Here is a 16,252-nt window from a genome sequence, read left to right as displayed (position 1 = left end):
GGTGGCTGCGCTTCATCTGCGGGGTATCGGTCTGCCCGATGCCGAGCCGATCGAATTGTGGATCGTCGACGGGCTGATTTCCTTCGAGCCGGTGTCCGGTGCGGAGACGATCGTCGAATCGGGTTGGATCACACCGGGTCTCGTGGATGCGCATTGTCACGTCGGTATCCGCTACGGCGGTGGCGGCGGCGAAACCGTCGACGGCTTGCTGGAGCAGGCGAAGACCGAACGTGACGCGGGCGTGCTGTTGCTCCGCGACGCCGGATCACCGGTCGACACCAGGTTCATCGACGAGCGCCTCGATTTGCCGCGGATCATTCGCGCAGGTCAGCACATCGCGGCACCCAAGCGGTACATCCCGGGCTTGCCGGTCGACCTGGACGACGAATCTCAGTTGCCGGCCGAGGTAGTGCGTCAGGCACGCGCTGGTGACGGCTGGGTCAAGCTCGTCGGCGACTGGATCGATCGTTCCGTCGGCGATCTGGCTCCCTTGTGGAGCGACGAGATCCTGGTCGAGGCCATCGCTGCCGCCCACGCCGAAGGCGCAAAGGTCACCGCTCACGTTTTTGCCGAAGACGCTTTGCCCGGCCTGATCAACGCCGGTATCGACTGCATCGAGCACGGCACCGGATTGACGGACGCGACCATCGAGTCGATGGTCGCGCACGGCACGGCCCTGGTTCCGACGCTGATCAACATCGCTACTTTCCCCGAGATCGCGGACTCCGCCACGCGGTATCCGATCTACGCGGCGCACATGCGCGATTTGCACGCTCGTCGGCACCAGACAATCGGTGCCGCTCACGAGGCCGGGATTCCGATCTATGCCGGAACGGATGCCGGCGGTTCGATCAGGCACGGGCGGATCGCCGACGAGATCGCCGAACTCGAAGTTGCCGGATTGACAGCTCACCAGGCGTTGGGCGCAGCCAGCTGGGATGCGCGGAGTTGGTTGGGTGCCCAGGGCATCGAAGAGGGAGCGCCCGCCGACCTGGTGGTTTACTCCGAAGATCCGCGCGGAAACCCCGATGTGCTCGCGAAGCCGGCGCGTGTGATCCTCCGCGGCACCCCCGTGAGTGGTTAGGGAGTCCCTGCACTCTCGAAGCGCGCACAGGGTGGTTTCCGAACGAGCCCACCCATCTGGCACAATGGACCATTGTTCGTCGCAACCGGTTACGTACCGCTGCGACGGTCACAGGATAGAGGCAAAACCGGGCTCACAAATCGTGTGGGTCGCTGAATTGCACGTGACATGCGCAGCACTGTTGTGCGCGCTGAAGGAGAACTGCAGCTGTGGCTGTCAAAATCAAGCTCACCCGCCTCGGCAAGATCCGCAACGCTCAGTACCGCGTTGTCATCGCCGACTCGCGCACCCGTCGTGACGGCCGTGCGATCGAGACCATCGGCAAGTACCACCCCAAGGAAGAGCCCTCGCTGATCGACATCGATTCCGAGCGCGCTCAGTACTGGCTGTCCGTGGGCGCACAGCCCACCGAGCCCGTCGAGGCACTCCTCAAGATCACCGGTGACTGGCAGAAGTTCAAGGGCCTGCCGGGCACCGAAGGCACCCTTCGCGTCAAGGAAGCCAAGCCCACCAAGCTCGAGCTCTTCCAGGCTGCACTCGCGCAGGCCGAGAACGAGCCGGTTGCAGAAGCAATCACCCCCAAGAAGAAGAAGGCTGCAAAGGCTGACGAGGCCAAGGCAGAAGACACCGCGGCTGACGCCGAGGCTCCCGCTGCAGACGCCGAGGCTGCTGACAAGTGAGTGCCGTCGTCGCTGATGCGGTAGAGCATCTCGTGCGTGGCATCGTCGCCAATCCCGACGATGTGCGTGTCGAGCTGATCACCGGACGTCGGGGACGGACCGTCGAGGTGCACGTGCACCCCGACGATCTCGGCAAGGTCATCGGTCGGGGTGGTCGCACGGCGACCGCTCTGCGGACCTTGGTCTCCGGCATCGGTGGCCGCGGTATCCGTGTTGATGTCGTCGACACCGATCAGTAGACGGCAGTAAACAGGTGGAACTCGTAGTCGGTCGTGTCGCGAAGTCGCATGGCATCAAAGGTGAATTGGTAGTCGAGGTTCGTACAGACGAGCCCGAAGATCGTTTTGCCGTAGGTTCTGTGCTGCGTGGGCGCAAGCCGCGCGAGTCCACACTGAAGTCGTACACAGTGGAAGCCGCCCGGGATCATTCCGGGCGGCTTCTGCTGCGCCTCGAAGGCGTCAGTGACCGTGGCGACGCAGATGCGTTGCGCGGCACACTGTTTGTCATCGACAGTTCCGAACTCGAGCCTTCGGATGATCCGGACGAGTTCTACGATCACGAACTCGAAGGACTGAAGGTCGTCCTCACGGACGGTACCGAGGTCGGTTCGGTCATCGAGGTATTGCATTCCGCAGCAGGCGAATTGCTTTCGATTCGTCGTACCGGCGAGACGTCCGGTGAATTGCTGATCCCGTTTGTCGCCGCCATCGTCACCTCGGTGTCGATTGCCGACGGCGTCGTGATGATCGAGCCTCCCGAGGGACTGCTCGACCCGGACTTCGGCGACAAGTCGAACAGCGATAATTCGAACCCAGACAACGACTGATCGTTTGTCATGCGTCTCGACGTCGTCACCATCTTTCCCGAGTATCTCGAACCGCTTCGTGCTGCCTTGCTGGGCAAGGCAATCGAACGTGGCTTGATCTCGGTCGACGTCCACGATCTTCGGTCGTGGACCCATGACGTACACAAAGCCGTCGACGATTCCCCGTACGGCGGCGGGCCCGGCATGGTCATGAAACCCACCGTCTGGGGCCCGGCGCTCGACGACGTGATCGGTCGCTCCGATTCTTCCGGCCCGGATGATGCCGAGACGATCTTGGTGGTGCCGACTCCCGCAGGCGTCCCGTTCACTCAGGCGACCGCACATCGCTGGGCCACCGCCAAGCACCTTGTCTTCGCCTGCGGCCGATACGAAGGTATCGACCAACGGGTTTTCGACGACGCCGCCAAGCGGGTTCGCGTCGAAGAAGTCAGTATCGGCGATTACGTTCTGATCGGCGGTGAAGCAGCCGTGCTGGTGATGGTCGAGGCTGTTGTGCGACTGATGCCCGGTGTTCTCGGCAATCAGCTGTCACACCAAGAGGATTCGTTCTCCGACGGGCTCCTCGAAGGGCCCAGTTACACTCGCCCCGCCGTGTGGCGTGATCTCGAGGTTCCGCCTGTTCTGCTTTCCGGAGATCACGCGAAGATCAAAGCCTGGCGCCATGAACAGTCGCTGCAGCGCACGGCCGAGCGTCGACCGGATCTACTTCCTTAGGTATTTCTCTTCAACCAGGTGATGCTTGCGCCGTCGTCGAGCGATTCGGTTGCAGTCGGTGTGAACAGTGTCGGCTCGAAGTTACCTCTGATCAGCGGTATGCCCGCGCCGGCGACAACCGGATACCTTTTGACGATCAACTCGTCGATCTCCGGTAGTAGTTCGCCGGCGAGAGTTCCGCCGCCGCACAGCCAGATATCTTGTCCTTCTTCCTCTTTGAGGGATCTGACGACCGCACGTGGATCGGTGCGAACGATGGTGACCGCGGGATCCTCGGCGTCAGGGAGGGTGCTGGAGACGACGAACTGGCGCAGGTGCGCAAAGGGGCTGGTCACGCCGAGGCTCAGCCCGGGCTCGTAAGAGCCGCGGCCCATGACGACCGTGTCGAAGGTTCTGTTGGGTGCGTCCTCGATTCCGAGAGCGGGCCGCACATGCGTTGGCACGGTCTCGGGATATCGATCGCATATCCAGGCCGTGATCTGTTCGGAAACCGGGAAGAAATCGAATTCGCCGTCTGGTCCCGCGATGTAGCCGTCGAGGGAAGCTCCCACGTAGTACACAAGCTTTCGCATGAAACGCTCCGTTCGTAGTACTATGTTTGTAGTGGTTTAACTTAGGGGCGTGTCAGGAGTGATGTCAAGTGCGAAAGAACCCGGAACGACGGCTTGCCCTGATCGACGCGGCAATCGAGGTGTTGGCCCGAGAGGGTGCTCGAGGCTTGACCTTTCGAGCCGTCGACACCCAGGCAGCCGTGCCGAACGGGACAGCGTCGAACTACTTCTCCAATCGCGACGACCTACTCACGCAAGCCGGTGGCCGGATCTACGAGCGACTGATTCCGGACGACCTCGAGGGATTGATCGATCCCGTCAACGGCACCGATCGTGAGCGACTGGTGACGCTCATGCTCGACGTGGTCGAGCGGGTCACCTCGTTTGGAACGGGTTTCCTCGCGCTCATGGAGTTGCGACTGGAGGCGATACGTCGTCCGGACCTGCGAGCGGTCCTGACCGTCCGCATCCGAGAAGACTTCGATCTGAACGTAGCCAATCATCTGGCGTCGGGCGTGCCGGGTGATGCGATGACCGTTCGCCTGCTCTATTTGTCGCTGAACTGGCTCGTACTGGATCGACTGACATTGCCGAACCTGTTCGGGGAGGAAGATATTCGTACGATCGTCGAGGCCGCGGTGGATCGAGCGCTACCCCGCGAATCGTAGAAGGGTCAGTGCCGCTCGGCAGGTTTGCGGCGGAACGAGAAGTATCGATGACCGAAGAAACTCACCCCGGCAACGATCAACATGACAACCGCCTGGGCGGGAAGCGGCGGGGCATGCAGAATCGACACCGCGATCGTTCCGAGTATCAGATTCAGCACGAGGCCACCGGAATTGACGACGATGAACGCGCCCAGGTCGCGTGCCACATGTCCGCGGACGCGGAAAACCAACGTCCGATGCAGAACGAAAGCGATGAGCACGCTGATGGAGTACGCACCGATCACAGCCACTTGATACAGATCCTTGTTGTCGAGGATCAGTGACCAGATCACGAAGAGCCCGTATCCGATCGCCGTGTTGGCCACTCCGACAATGGCAAACGCGATGGGTTGATGCTTGACCACCCGCAGCAGTGGGCCGGGGTTCTCGGGTGATGCGATGTCTTCGGTCATGAAGACTCGGTTTTCACGGTGTTGATCCGGTCCTTGCGTCGTGTCCGCAGATACATCCACTCGAGCACGCCGAGTCCGAGGATTCCGGCGACCATCGAAGCGCCGCCGACCTTCCATCCCGGGGGTCGCCACGTGAGGACAAGTTCAGCGTCCTTCGTCCCGGCTGGGATGTCCACGGTGACAAAGGACTTCGCGACGACGTCGATCGGGACAGGCTGACCGTCGAGGCTAGCTCGATACCCGGGCCAGCCGAGCCGTGCGAACACAACCTTGCCGCCGGTCTCCGAACTGACACGAAGGGTGCTCGACATGTTCGACTCGGCGGTCGAAACAGCTTCGACGCCATGGGTATCGGCGATGCGGCCGTTTCGTGTCGAGACGGGCCCGTCGACGCGTTCGAGTACGGAGATGTAGTTCTCGTGACCGGGGTAGTCCACCCATGTCCACCCGTCGGGGGCCGGGCTCTTACGTGCATCGGGGTAGAGGGCGTTCTGCAGTACGACGCGGTCCACGTTCATCAGGTCGACGATGGTGCGGCCGGTGGTGGGTTCGACGGTGAATGCCCGTCGGAAGGCGTCGGGGCAGACGCTCATGTCCCAGCGCATGCAGAGCAGATCACCGAAATAGAAGTGCCCGTTGGGGGTGTAGCCGCTGGTGTAGGTCAGTTCGAGGTCTTTGGGGTAGTTGCCGAAAGCCAGGGAACCGTACGCTCCGTCGAGGGTTTTGTCCCCGGGTGCGATGAGTGCACGGTCGCCCAGTTGCAGTGTCGTGCCTTCGAAGTCGGGGAAGGCCTCTTTCATCTCCGAGCGGGATTCGGGCAGGTCCCAGCTCATCGGGGTTGGTTGCGCGGCCCGAACCTGGGCGTAGGCGATGGGGGAGACCGCGGCGATTGCCAACAGGCATGCGAGCGCGGTGCCCTTGGTGCGGCCCAGCCACACCATCGCAGCGCCGAGTGCGGCAACGACCAGGGCTGAGATCACATGCCATTTCGCGAGCCCGGGAGCTGCCGAGGCGGACCTGATCAAGAGCAGGCCCACGAGGATTCCCGCTGCAACGCAGCGTCCGCGCAACTTGTCGGTCGTGGCGTAACGCCCGAGCAGGATGCACACCAGAAGCAGGAGTCCGATGGCCACCATCGGAAGCACGCGCGCGGGCCACCGCAGGGGGCCGATCGTGCTCGGCCCGGCAGTCCACATGAGGACGGCGACCGTGAAGATCCCGACGGCGGTCAATTCACGTGCCGCGGCGCGTGCCTTGCCCCAGTCGATGAATGCCAGAGCCGGAATGAGGAACCACGCGACGTAGACCATGGGCATGGTCTGGATGTATCCCCACCACGAGGAGAACGCGGGCATCGTGCTCGGCAGGCTCGCGTTCAGCGATTCCGACCAGGGAACGGCAAGGAAAGCGTCGTTCTTGACTTCGGATGCACCGCGCCAGGTGACGTCGGCGGTGAGCAGGCTCGGTAGATACGTCGCGAGACCGGCGAGGGCGGCACACGCGGACACCGCCAATAGCCGCAGCGACGGCAGCCAACGCCGCTGATAGACAACTTCGCCGATCGCGACTGCGACGATCATCAAGCCGGATTCGACTGCGGGGAAAACATATTGGACCGACATCGCGAGATACAAGAACACGAAGGTCGGGATCGGACCGCTCTTGCCTCTGGCGTAGCGGATTGCCGAGGCCCACGCCTGCACCATCCAGGCAGTGCCGGTGAAGGCTGTCATCCAACTGGCCGAGTCGAAGAACAGGAGGAAACCGGTGAACGGAATCGAGACTCCGGCGACCGCAGCCCACGTGGGCTGCGAGCCGTACTCCAGGCAGATCCGATAGACGCCCAGCGCAAGGATGATCGCGAAGATCAATTTCACGATCGTCGCGTACAGCGCCAGGTTGTCGAAGGACGGTGCGATCAGGTCGATCAGAAGTTGTGGCGGATTGAGAAGGCCCGCTTCCTCGATCGCGTAGTTGCCCGCCATCCAGTTCTCGGGGACGAGTACCGGCAGGTGTCCTTCTCGCAGGCTACGGCCGAGCATGACCCACAGCGGCGCGTACTGGGACTCGGTGTCGTCGGTGTAGAAGTGACGAGCGTTCGCGAGCACCACGGCCAGGTAGCCGGCGATGACACCGACCGCCGTGACGGCGCCCCACTTGTACACGTCTGCCCGGGCGAGAGTGCGAGTTTCCACCACGAGTTCCAGACCTTAACAGGGCAGGTGGGGCGCGCGGAGACGCGAGCGCATCACGCGCCGTCGGCATCCGAAGTCCAGACATCTCTGCGTGTTAAAGTTCGCGACGGTGTGGGCCCGATCGTGCCTGTCTCTCGGCGCCAGTCGAGCCCCCTGAAGGGAGTGGAAGCGAGTGCACTCGATTTCCGTCGTAGTGCCCGTTTATCAGGGCGAAAAGACGATCACGGCGCTCGTCGAGGAGTTGGACGGCCTGTGCGCACCGAGTTCGACGCCCGGTGGAGCGCAGTTCACCGTCGACGAGATCGTGCTGGTTCACGACAACGGTCCGGACCGTTCCGACGTCGTGTTACTCGAGTTGGAGCGCCGTTTCGATCAGGTGCGTGTCGTGTGGCTCAGTCGCAACTACGGCCAGGACGCGGCGACTATCGCCGGTATGGCCGTTGCACGTGGCCAGTGGATCGTGACGATGGACGAAGACGGCCAGCACGACCCGGTGCACATCGGGGCTTTCCTCGACACCGCGCTGACGGAGCGATCCGATCTCGTGTATTCCAAACCCACGAACACCCGCCCGCATGGATTCTTGCGGAACCTGACCTCGCGCGGCGCAAAGATCGTCTTGGCGACGGTATTCGCGTTCCCTGATTCGACGAGATTCGAAAGTTACCGCCTGATCCGAGGTGACATCGGCCGACAGTTGGCCGGCGTCGCCGCCAACGGCGTGTATCTGGACGTCGCGCTGACGTGGGTCGTCGGCAATACCGCCACTGCGCCGGTGACACTTCGAGCGGAAGGCCGCGAGGAATCGGGGTACAACTATCGCCGTTTGTTCTCGTTGTTCTGGAAGATGGTGTTGTGTAGCGGAACCCGCGGTCTGCGGCTGGTGAGTCTGCTCGGGGTCACCCTGGCGTCGGCCGGTGTGATCATGGCTGCGGTGATCTTCGTCCAAGCCATGACCGGTGACAACAACGACCCGGAAGGATGGGCGTCGATCATCATGGCGCTGCTGGTCTGTTCGGGTGCGATCCTGTTCTCGCTCGGTCTCATCGCCGAATACCTTGGCGTGGCACTGCACGTCCTTGTCGGAAAGCCTCTGTATCTGACTGTCGATTCACCGCGCCCCGGAACCTCGATCGATCGGCGTAGTCGTGAGCACTGATCGCATCATCTTCTCCCGCCCCTATCGGGCATCGAACGAATTGTCGAATCTGGCAACGGTTCTGGAGTCCGATCACATTCACGGTGACGGACGTTTCACCAAGTCCGCGACTGCAGCGCTCAAGGCGATCACCGGATCCACGCATGCTCTGCTGACGACCTCGTGCACGCACGCACTCGAATTGGGTGCGCTGCTACTCGAATTGGGCCCAGGTGACGAGGTGATCGTCCCGAGCTTCGCGTTCAGTTCGGCGGCAACCGCCGTCGCGTTGCGCGGTGCCACTGTTGTTTTCGTCGACATCGATCCGAGTACCGGCAATATCGATCCCGACTGCGTCGCAGCGGCGATCACGGAACGCACGAAAGCTGTACTGGTCATGCATTACGGCGGAGTCGCCGCCGACATGGAACCTCTCCTCGACCTCGCGGAACTCCACGGCGTCGCGTTGATCGAAGACAACGCTCACGGGCTCGGCGGAAAGTGGCGCGGGCGGGCGCTCGGCACCATCGGAACTATCGGTACGCAGAGTTTTCACGACACCAAGAACGTTCACTGCGGTGAGGGTGGCGCGCTGTTGCTCTCCGACGATCAGTTGATGACCCGCGCCGAAATCATCCGTGAGAAGGGGACCGACCGTGCGCGTTTCCTGCGCGGCCAGGTCGACAAGTATTCGTGGCAGGACATCGGGTCGAGTTATCTGCCCAGTGAACTCAATGCCGCTGTCCTCGACGCACAACTCTCGGAGTTCGACGCGATTCAGGCGGCCAGGCATCGCGTCTGGGATGCCTACAGCGTGAGTCTGGGCGAGTGGGCGTCCGAGAACGGTGTCGTTCCCATGGCGGTTCCCGATGATCGCGAGCACACCGCGCACCTGTTCTATCTCAAGATGCCTACCGAAGAGAGCCGCGACGGCTTGATTCGGCATCTTGCCGCCGACGGAATCGTGGCGCCGTTCCACTACATTCCGCTCGATACGAGTGCGGCCGGTGTGCGCTACGGACGAACACCGGAGCCGTGTGTGCGTAGCGCCGAGTTCTCCGCGTCGATCCTTCGACTGCCGCTGTGGCCCATGCTCACGTCCGAACAACAGGAACGGGTCATCGGTTCCGTCCTCGAGTACAAGCAGGCTTGAGGACGAACACGACCGCGTGGATCGAATCAGGGCCCGGAAGCTTCGGGCATCACCGAATCCGCGGTCGTGGATGCCGCCGCCCAGTCGTCGATGCTTCCGCTCGGGAAGAGAATCTGTGTGACGCCGGTGACCGTGTCACGTGCGTGCAGTGCGCTTTCGTCGTCGACGGCGTCGGTGAACGAGGTGTCGGGATAGAAGCTGTCCTCGTCCGTGTACTGGACGTCTTCTCGCGAACCGATTGCGATGATGTATCGGTTGTCGTCACCGACGATGCCGGTGGACAGATGGATCCACTTGTCCTCGACACAGCACATCCAGCCTTGCTTGACTCCGATGACCGACTCGCCGAACAAGGCCTCGGGCAATCCGAACCTCTGGTCGTAGCCGTCGGTTCCTTCGGGAGTGGATTGCCGCAGGTACTCGACGAATTGCTCGACCCGCTCAGGTCCGAGCTGGTCGGAGTCGTCGAGGACGCCGTTGTAGAAAGTGACCAGGTCGTGCGTCGTGGTCTCGGTGTTCCACCACATTCCGTCCCACGGCGGCGTCGTCGCGGTCAGTGCGTAACGCTCGGCAACCCGGGTGATCACCTCTTGTCCGCCGACCTCGTCCCACAGAAGGTTGGCTGCGGTGTCGTCGGAGGATTCGAGCATTGCCGCCATGAGGGTGCGATCGTCGTCGGTGATGGGCCGCTCGCCGCGAGCGTCCTGATGGAGGAGATCCTCGGCGATGAAAAGTTTTGCCACCGAGGCAGTTTCGATTTGCTGGTCGCCGGCGACATCGAGGTACCTGTCCGAGGATCGATCGAGGACGGCGATGGAGACGTCCGCACCACGCCCGAGCGCCGCCACCTGAGCTTGAGCCAGTCGGCCGTCGAGAGTCTCCGCGACCGGAACATTGGTGTCGGGGAAGGCGGGGGTCTGCATCGAATCATCCGGGTTCTGTCCACCGCTGCACGAAGCCGCAAAAGTAACTGCGGCCGCCATTGCGGCAATCCGGACGTACCGCGTACTCATCTGTTTCCCCCGGTAGCCCTGACACGGCACTGTTGCCGATCTTCTTGTCTCAGGATAGCGGTAGGGTCGGATCTCGTGATTCTCAAGACCGTGAACCAGCGCATTGCCGAGGAACTCGACGTCCGCGAAGGCCAGGTTGCAGCAGCAGTCGACCTTCTCGACGGCGGAGCCACGGTGCCCTTCATCGCCCGGTACCGCAAGGAAGTCACCGGCACGCTCGACGACGCCCAGTTGCGACTCCTGGACGAGCGGCTGCGGTATCTCCGCGAGCTCGACGACCGTCGTGACGCCGTGCTCACGGAGATCGACTCTCAGGGCAAACTCGACGATCAACTGCGCGGTCAGATCATGCTGGCCGAGACAAAAGCGCGGCTGGAGGACATCTACCTCCCCTTCAAGCCGAAGCGGCGCACCAAGGCGCAGATCGCCCGCGAGGCCGGCCACGAGCCCGTCGCGGACGCTCTCATCGGAGATCCCACCACCGATCCCGCGCAGTATTCGGACGAGCAACTCGACGGTGCCCGGTCGATCCTCGTGGAGCGCTTCGCCGAGGACGCCGATCTGGTCGGTGAATTGCGCGAGCTGATGTGGAGTCGCGGCCAGGTCGTCTCATCGGTCCGCAAGGGCAAGGAAACCGATGGCTCGAAGTTTGCTGACTACTTCGAGTTCTCGGAACCGTTCTCCAAATTGCCCTCGCACCGCATTCTCGCCGTCCTGCGCGGAGAGAAGGAAGAAGTGCTGTCGCTCAACATGGCGGCCGACACCGAAGAACTCGCGCCGGGGGAGCGCACAGTGTACGAAGGCCGCATCGCGTCGCGGTTCGAGATCGCCGACCGTGGTCGGGCCGCCGACGGGTGGCTTCTCGACACCGTCAAGTGGGCGTGGAAGACGAAGTTCGCCGTCACGCTCGGTATCGACACTCGAATGCGTCTGCGGCAGTCGGCCGAAAAGGACGCAGTCGACGTCTTCGCCACCAACCTCAAGGATCTACTCCTCGCGGCCCCCGCCGGCGCCCGACCCACCATGGGACTCGACCCCGGATTTCGCACCGGAACTAAGGTTGCCATCGTCGACGGAACCGGCAAAGTTGTTGCATACGAGACGATTTACCCGCACCAGCCGCAGAACAAGTGGGACGCGGCGCTTGCGACGCTTGCCGGGCTGGTCGCCAAGCACGGCGTCGAACTGATCGCCATCGGCAACGGCACGGCCTCACGCGAGACCGACACGCTCGCTACCGAACTGATCAAGAAGACCGGCGCGCCCAACCTGACCAAGATCGTCGTCTCCGAGGCAGGCGCATCGGTGTACTCGGCTTCGGCCTACGCGTCGCAGGAACTTCCCGACCTCGACGTCTCGATTCGCGGTGCGGTGTCCATTGCGCGTCGCCTGCAGGATCCGTTGGCGGAGTTGGTCAAGATCGATCCCAAGTCCATCGGTGTCGGTCAGTACCAGCACGACATCACCGAATCGCTGCTCTCACGTTCCCTCGACGCCGTCGTCGAGGATGCCGTCAACTCGGTCGGCGTCGACGTCAACACCGCGTCCGTGCCGCTGCTCGCTCGGGTGTCCGGAATCGCAGGTTCCCTAGCGGAGAGCATCGTCGCCCATCGGGACCAGAACGGTCCGTTCAAGTCCCGCAAGGGACTCAAGGACGTCTCCCGACTGGGACCCAAGGCTTTCGAGCAGTGCGCAGGCTTCTTGCGGATCACCGACGGCGACGACCCTCTCGACGCGTCGAGCGTCCACCCGGAGGCATATCCGGTGGTTCGCAAGATCGTTGCCAGTGCCGGCGGGGACGTGCGCACCGTGATCGGAAACTCGCAGGCACTTCGATCGGTCAAGGCGTCCGACTACGTCGACGAGCGATTCGGTCTACCGACCGTCACCGACATCATCTCCGAGTTGGAGAAGCCGGGGCGAGATCCACGACCCGAATTCAAGACCGCGACCTTTGCCGCAGGCATCGAGAAAGTCGCGCATCTCAAGCCCGGTATGACTCTCGAAGGTGTGGTCACCAACGTCGCAGCCTTCGGTGCCTTCGTCGACATCGGAGTTCATCAGGACGGTCTGGTTCACGTCTCGGCGATGTCACACAACTTCGTCAAGGACCCACGCGAGGTCGTCAAGTCAGGTGACGTCGTCAAGGTGAAGGTCCTCGAAGTGGACGAGGCACGCCAACGCATCGGGCTGACGCTTCGTCTCGACGACGAGGTGGGCGCACCCCGCAAGTCCGAAGGCCCGCGAGGTGGGCAACCACAGCGTCAGGGCCAGCCACAGGGTCAGCGTCAGGGGCAGCAACGAGGTAGTGGCGGACGTCAGGGTGGACGCGAGTCGCGTCCGGACAACCGCGCGCCCGCTGCCGGGTCGATGGCTGAGGCTCTGCGCAAGGCGGGCTTCGGCAAGTAATTCCGTCCGCCGGGTTTTCGGAGTCCGTATCGTCTCATTCGAGTCGGTTGGCGGTATCAATCGGAAGAATGATCGGATCTGAAATTCGGTGAAGGGAGGACAGTGATGCGGGAGTGGCTCGAGCGCGAGATCATCGCCCATGGCCGATTGCCATTGCTGTTCTTCCTGCTCGGATTCCTCTCTGCCTTCCTCTTCATCCGTCTCAGCGTCCGGATGATCCGTGCGCAGGTGAAATGGTGGCCGGGCAACATCGCGCCCGGAGGTCAGCACGTGCATCACGTCGTGTTCGGTGTGATCGCCATGATGATCTCCGGTGGTGCGCTGATCGCGGTCTACGTCGATGGTTCGCAGACCACCGGTGCCGTCCTGGCGGCGATCTTCGGTATGGGTGCGGCATTGGTGCTCGACGAGTTCGCACTGATCTTCTATCTGAAGGATGTGTACTGGTCCGAGCAAGGTCGGACCTCGGTGGATGCGGTTTTCGTCGCAATCGCGGTGACCGGTCTGGTGCTGTTGGGTTTCCGCCCGCTCGAACTTCTCGACGTCGCCGGGTTCCGTGAAGAACGGGATCCGTGGATCAAGTTGGTGTTCGTTTTTGTCGCGTTGATCAACTTCGCCTTGGCAGCCATCGTGATTCTCAAGGGGAAGATCTGGACGGGGCTCGTCGGCCTGTTCGTTTTCCCGTTGCTGGTAATCGGTGCGGTTCGCCTGAGCCGGCCGGGTGCGCCGTGGGCGCGTTGGCGGTACACGCGTAAGCCGAAACGGATGAACCGCGCGCTCGAGCGTGAGCGGAAGTGGCGGCGACCGGTCATCAGGGCCAAGATCTACGTCCAGGATCTGATTGCCGGATCACCGAGCGTCGAGCATGCGATGACCGCGGCCGAGCAGGAATTGGACCACACCATTCACGCGGCTCCGCCGCCACCGATTTCCCCGCTGGTGTCCGCGTCTGGCACAATGGACGGGTTGCCTGGACCAGGCAGCAGCACTTGATCTGGGCACGAACCAGACGAGCGCCGTTTCGGGAGACCGAAACGTGTGCCGCTCGGTTCCTCTGCTCCTGCGAAATACAAGGATGACATATGAACACCCTGGACTTCCTGGACAAAAAGTCGCTCCGCGACGACATCCCCGAGTTCCGTCCCGGCGACACGCTCAACGTGAACGTCAAGGTTATCGAAGGCTCCAAGGAGCGCGTGCAGGTCTTCAAGGGCGTCGTTATTCGTCGCCAGGGCGGCGGCGTTCGCGAGACCTTCACCGTCCGTAAGGTCTCCTTCGGCGTCGGCGTCGAGCGCACCTTCCCGGTTCACAGCCCCACGCTGGCCTCCATCGAGGTTCTGACCCGCGGTGACGTCCGTCGCGCCAAGCTGTACTACCTCCGTGAGCTTCGTGGCAAGAAGGCGAAGATCAAGGAAAAGCGCTGATCTTTCCGATGAGCCCGGCACCGCGTACGCGCGGTGTCGGGCTAATCTGGTTTCTGTGGCAGATTCTTCGAAGGAGCAGGCATTGTCGTCCGGACCCGAGAATCACGAGGGATCAAGCGGTTCCGCGGAACCGACCTCACATCGGCCGCAGAAGAAACAGCGATCGTTCCTGCGAGAACTCCCTGTTCTGATCGGCGTAGCGCTGGTACTCAGCATCGTCCTTCAGGCATTTGTCTTCAGAGTTTTTCTCATCCCATCCGAGTCGATGGAACCGACACTGCACGGCTGTGCAGGATGTACCGGTGACCGCATCGTGGTGGAGAAGATCGGATACCGCTTCGGCGATCCGGAACCCGGCGACGTCGTCGTCTTCAAGGGACCCGATTCGTGGAACACGAAATATGTGTCCAATCGGTCCGACAACGTTGTGGTTCGCGGCATTCAAGAGGTCGGTTCGTGGGTCGGCCTCGTTCCGCCGGACGAGAACGACTTGGTCAAGCGAGTGATCGCTACCGGCGGCCAGACCGTCGAATGCTGCGACGATCAGGGCCGAGTCCTGGTCGACGGCAAGCCGCTCGACGAGCCGTACATCAAGATGGATTTCCCGTTCACTCCGGGAACGCAAACGTGTGACACCGAATTGAAGTCGGGCCGCTGCTTCGGACCGATCACCGTTCCCGAGGACCACGTGTGGGTCATGGGTGACAACCGCAGCAATTCCGCCGACTCGCGCTACCACGTGGACGACGAGTTCCAGGGAACCGTCCCGATCGACAACATCATCGGTCAAGCTCGATTCATCGTTCTTCCCCCGTCGCGAATGGGCGCCATCGATGCGCCTGATATTCAGGGCAATTGAGTTGTCGTACCGCACACATGGATTCGCGTAGTTTCGAGTAGGCAGAGACAGTGAGTAGTTGGCCCCCTCGCGTTGTCATTCGCAGATCGGCAGGTCTGCGGACGATGGAGTCTGCGTTGGCGCGAACCGGACTCGGTCCGGTCGCCGGCGTCGACGAAGCCGGGCGCGGAGCGTGCGCTGGTCCACTCGTCATTGCCGCGTGTGTCCTGGCGCCGAAACCGCAAGCGGCACTGGCGCGGCTCGACGATTCGAAGAAGCTGACCGAACGTGCGCGCGAGGAGCTTTTCCCGGCGATCAAGCGCTTGGCGTTGGCGTGGAGTGTCGTTTCGGTACCCGCTGCGGAAGTCGATCAGATCGGTATCCACGTCGCCAACATCGAGGGGATGCGTCGAGCAGTCGCGGGCCTCGATCTCGAACCGGGCTACGTCCTCACCGACGGTTTCCGGGTTCCAGGACTGACGGCTCCGTCGCTACCGGTCATCGGCGGTGACGGCGCCGCTGCATGTATCGCCGCGGCCAGCGTTCTCGCGAAGGTGACCCGAGATCGTGTGATGACCGAGATGGACGAGACTCATCCCGGATACGGCTTCGCGATTCACAAGGGATACAGCACGCCGCTGCACATGGACGCTCTCGACGAGCTGGGGCCGTGCCCCGAGCATCGCATGACGTACGCAAACGTGGTGGCTGCGGGAGTCCGGTTGGAACAACGCGCGGGCCGTACGGGATGATGGACGTTCAGACGAACTGGGAGGACTGGCTAAACCGATGAGTGCCGAGGATCTCGAGAAGTACGAAACCGAGATGGAGCTGTCGCTCTACCGTGAATACCGGGACATCGTCGGACAGTTCTCCTACGTCGTGGAGACCGAACGACGTTTCTACCTGGCCAACACGGTCGAGTTGCTGCCCCACAATTCAGACGGGGAGATCTACTTCGAACTGCGGATGTCCGACGCCTGGGTGTGGGACATGTACCGCCCGGCGCGATTCGTGAAGTACGTGCGCGTCGTGACGTTCAAGGACGTCAACATCGAAGAGCTGGACAAGCCGGATCTGCGCCTTCCTGACTGATCTTGACAACGA

The 16,252-nt window shown here is 62.4% G+C and carries 18 protein-coding genes; 14 read left to right on the top strand and 4 right to left on the bottom strand.

Features of this window, described 5'->3' with window-relative positions:
* The first annotated feature begins 1 nt into the window (after position 1).
* The 5 genes from EEB12_RS03680 to trmD all read left to right on the top strand — a co-directional run bounded on the left by EEB12_RS03680 (position 2) and on the right by trmD (position 3,304).
* Entirely contained in the window at positions 2–1,084 is a 1,083-nt protein-coding gene (locus EEB12_RS03680) for an amidohydrolase family protein (RefSeq protein WP_021333057.1), read from the top strand.
* Positions 1,085–1,293: 209 nt separating this feature from the next.
* Positions 1,294–1,764, top strand: a complete 471-nt coding sequence (gene rpsP, locus EEB12_RS03675; RefSeq protein ID WP_003942818.1) for a 30S ribosomal protein S16 — start codon at positions 1,294–1,296, stop codon at positions 1,762–1,764.
* On the top strand, positions 1,761–2,003 hold the full coding sequence (locus EEB12_RS03670; RefSeq protein ID WP_003939023.1) for an RNA-binding protein: 243 nt from the start codon (positions 1,761–1,763) through the stop codon (positions 2,001–2,003). The genes rpsP and EEB12_RS03670 overlap by 4 nt, the downstream gene beginning before the upstream one ends.
* A 14-nt stretch (positions 2,004–2,017) precedes the next feature.
* Complete coding sequence (rimM, locus tag EEB12_RS03665) at positions 2,018–2,590, top strand: ribosome maturation factor RimM (RefSeq protein WP_020969330.1); 573 nt, start codon at positions 2,018–2,020, stop codon at positions 2,588–2,590.
* A gap of 9 nt (positions 2,591–2,599) precedes the next feature.
* On the top strand, positions 2,600–3,304 hold the full coding sequence (trmD, locus tag EEB12_RS03660) for a tRNA (guanosine(37)-N1)-methyltransferase TrmD (RefSeq protein WP_019747962.1): 705 nt from the start codon (positions 2,600–2,602) through the stop codon (positions 3,302–3,304).
* Here the strand turns inward: trmD and EEB12_RS03655 are convergent.
* Entirely contained in the window at positions 3,301–3,876 is a 576-nt protein-coding gene (locus EEB12_RS03655; RefSeq protein WP_046378394.1) for a dihydrofolate reductase family protein, read from the bottom strand. The two genes, trmD and EEB12_RS03655, sit on opposite strands and share 4 nt — an antisense overlap.
* A gap of 68 nt (positions 3,877–3,944) precedes the next feature.
* Between EEB12_RS03655 and EEB12_RS03650 the strand changes: the two genes are divergently transcribed.
* Positions 3,945–4,523: a TetR/AcrR family transcriptional regulator gene (locus EEB12_RS03650; protein ID WP_020969331.1), complete on the top strand. Its 579-nt coding sequence runs from the start codon at positions 3,945–3,947 to the stop codon at positions 4,521–4,523.
* 5 nt (positions 4,524–4,528) lie between these two features.
* On the opposite strand, the gene EEB12_RS03645 is transcribed toward EEB12_RS03650, so the two are convergent.
* Positions 4,529–4,975, bottom strand: a complete 447-nt coding sequence (locus EEB12_RS03645; RefSeq protein ID WP_020969332.1) for a GtrA family protein — start codon at positions 4,973–4,975, stop codon at positions 4,529–4,531.
* Entirely contained in the window at positions 4,972–7,170 is a 2,199-nt protein-coding gene (locus EEB12_RS03640) for a YfhO family protein (protein ID WP_141487416.1), read from the bottom strand. Before EEB12_RS03640 ends, EEB12_RS03645 begins: the two co-directional genes overlap by 4 nt.
* Before the next feature lie 172 nt (positions 7,171–7,342).
* Here EEB12_RS03640 and EEB12_RS03635 point away from each other — a divergent pair, with 172 nt between their 5' ends.
* Together EEB12_RS03635 and rffA are read left to right on the top strand one after the other, a co-directional pair.
* The gene (locus EEB12_RS03635) at positions 7,343–8,329 is read left to right on the top strand and encodes a glycosyltransferase (protein WP_019747967.1); all 987 of its coding nucleotides are present in this window, start codon (positions 7,343–7,345) and stop codon (positions 8,327–8,329) included.
* Positions 8,319–9,461: a dTDP-4-amino-4,6-dideoxygalactose transaminase gene (gene rffA / locus EEB12_RS03630; protein WP_021343913.1), complete on the top strand. Its 1,143-nt coding sequence runs from the start codon at positions 8,319–8,321 to the stop codon at positions 9,459–9,461. Before EEB12_RS03635 ends, rffA begins: the two co-directional genes overlap by 11 nt.
* Before the next feature lie 26 nt (positions 9,462–9,487).
* Here rffA and EEB12_RS03625 read toward each other — a convergent pair whose 3' ends face one another.
* On the bottom strand, positions 9,488–10,474 hold the full coding sequence (locus EEB12_RS03625) for a serine hydrolase (RefSeq protein WP_024487348.1): 987 nt from the start codon (positions 10,472–10,474) through the stop codon (positions 9,488–9,490).
* Between the two features lie 75 nt (positions 10,475–10,549).
* Here EEB12_RS03625 and EEB12_RS03620 point away from each other — a divergent pair, with 75 nt between their 5' ends.
* From EEB12_RS03620 to EEB12_RS03595, 6 genes are all read left to right on the top strand, one after another.
* Positions 10,550–12,883, top strand: a complete 2,334-nt coding sequence (locus EEB12_RS03620) for a Tex family protein (protein ID WP_021333050.1) — start codon at positions 10,550–10,552, stop codon at positions 12,881–12,883.
* Between the two features lie 105 nt (positions 12,884–12,988).
* Entirely contained in the window at positions 12,989–13,876 is an 888-nt protein-coding gene (locus EEB12_RS03615; RefSeq protein WP_003942742.1) for a hypothetical protein, read from the top strand.
* A gap of 89 nt (positions 13,877–13,965) precedes the next feature.
* Positions 13,966–14,307 carry a 50S ribosomal protein L19 gene (rplS, locus tag EEB12_RS03610; RefSeq protein WP_003942791.1) on the top strand — a complete coding sequence of 114 codons (342 nt, stop codon included), beginning with the start codon at positions 13,966–13,968 and terminating at the stop codon, positions 14,305–14,307.
* 55 nt (positions 14,308–14,362) lie between these two features.
* A complete protein-coding gene (lepB, locus tag EEB12_RS03605; RefSeq protein ID WP_181447584.1) occupies positions 14,363–15,166 on the top strand; it encodes a signal peptidase I in 804 nt (267 codons plus the stop codon).
* Positions 15,167–15,216: 50 nt separating this feature from the next.
* On the top strand, positions 15,217–15,897 hold the full coding sequence (locus tag EEB12_RS03600) for a ribonuclease HII (RefSeq protein ID WP_020907294.1): 681 nt from the start codon (positions 15,217–15,219) through the stop codon (positions 15,895–15,897).
* A 37-nt stretch (positions 15,898–15,934) separates the two neighbouring features.
* Positions 15,935–16,240, top strand: a complete 306-nt coding sequence (locus tag EEB12_RS03595) for a DUF2469 domain-containing protein (RefSeq protein WP_003942715.1) — start codon at positions 15,935–15,937, stop codon at positions 16,238–16,240.
* Positions 16,241–16,252: the final 12 nt, after the last annotated feature.

The sequence above is a fragment of the Rhodococcus sp. WS1 genome (assembly GCF_003797745.1).
Lineage (GTDB): Bacteria > Actinomycetota > Actinomycetes > Mycobacteriales > Mycobacteriaceae > Rhodococcus_F > Rhodococcus_F erythropolis.
This window is presented reverse-complemented; position numbering and strand designations above follow the sequence as displayed.